Annotated in this window: 1 pseudogene; it reads right to left on the bottom strand. The window is 77.7% G+C overall.

What is annotated here, in order from left to right:
* Nucleotides 1-152: 152 nt before the first annotated feature.
* A pseudogene (locus tag NWP09_RS12825) lies at nt 153-1428 on the bottom strand (hypothetical protein); the annotation flags it as partial.

Raw genomic sequence — 1428 nt, 5'->3', positions numbered from 1 at the left:
CGTCGACGACGAGCACGACGCGCGCCGCGCGGGCGCCGGGCAGTCCGTCGCCGATCACCGCCGCCCGGGCGTCGACGACGCCCGGCAGCGACCGCAGCGCGAGCAGGAGGCGGTCGGCCGCCGCGGCCGCGCCGCTCTCGGAAGCGGCCATCTCAGCCGCCCCGCTGGAAGATCGAGGAGTGCGGCAGCTCGACGCCGACGAAGTACCGCTCGAGGCCGTGGAGCGCCATCCACGTCGCGGCGCGCGAGCCGTGCCGGTCGCCCTGCTCCTGCATGGTCTGCTGGTACGCGAGCCCGTGGTGGCCGAGGGCGCCGGCGATCGCGGGCGGCGCGACCCGCACCGTCGTGCGGTTCGGATCGTCGCGCAGGTCGCGCTTCGCGGGGTCCTCGGCGAGCGCGACCGGGTCGTCGAGCACGCCCGCCCCGCCGTGCTCGAACGAGAGCACCGGGATGTGCGCCGGCACCGCGGCGTCGTCGATCGCCGCCCCCGCGACGATCACCGCGTCGACGTCGTACGCGGCGGTGAAGGCCGGGTCGGCGGCGAGGTTCGCGGCGGTGATGCCGCCGAGGCTCCACCCCGTCAGCAGCACGCTCGCGCCCGAGGGCACGCCCGCCTCGGCCATCGCGAGCACGACCGCCTGCTCGAGCTGCGTCGGCCCGAGCCCGAGCTTCGCGGCGACGCCCGAGTGGATGTCGTTGATCGACGACGTGCCGGGACGCCACGCCTGCGTGCTGGGGATGCTGACGCGGTAGGCGGTCTGCGGGCCGTCGGCCCCCGCGCTCGTCACGGCCGTGACCGTGACCATGGTCGAGGCGCCGGGGTCGTGCGTGCCCGGGCCGCCGTCGTGCGCGTCGACCGCGCGGTTGTCGGCCTGCAGCCGCGCGAGGTGGTCGCCCGCGGTGCCGTCGAGCCCTGTGCGCGGCGCCGCTGCCCCGCTCCACAGCAGCACGGGCGCGCCGGCGTCGCCCGCGACGAGCCAGTCGGCGAGCGCGGGCACGGCCTCGCGCAGCCACGCGATCGCGCTGCCGAGGAGGGCGGCCTCGAGCGATCCGGTCGCGACGAGCGCGCGCACGAACGCGGCGGCGCCGTCGCCGAGGAGCCACGAGCCGACGATCGCGAGCGCGAGCCCGGCGAGGAGCAGCCCGATCAGGCCGGTCGCGGCGAGCGCGATCGCGAGCGCTGCCGCGACGAGCGCGAGGCTCGCGGCGAGCACCGCTGCTGCGAGCAGCACGAGCGCGTCGACGAGGGCGTCGCCGAGGGCGTCGAAGAAGTCGGTGAGCGCGCCGCGCACGTCATCCCACAGGGAGTCGTTGAGCGCAGCACCCTCGACCTCGTCGCGGATGCGCGCGGCGGCCTCGTCGGCGGCACGGCGCTTGCGCTCGCGGGCGGCGCGGTGGTCGGCCTCCGCCTCGGCCCGGGCGCGCGCG

Source organism: Agrococcus sp. HG114, from assembly GCF_024723325.1.
Lineage (GTDB): Bacteria > Actinomycetota > Actinomycetes > Actinomycetales > Microbacteriaceae > Agrococcus.
The sequence above is the reverse complement of the archived record's forward strand: the minus strand, read 5'-3'. Positions and strand labels throughout refer to the sequence as shown.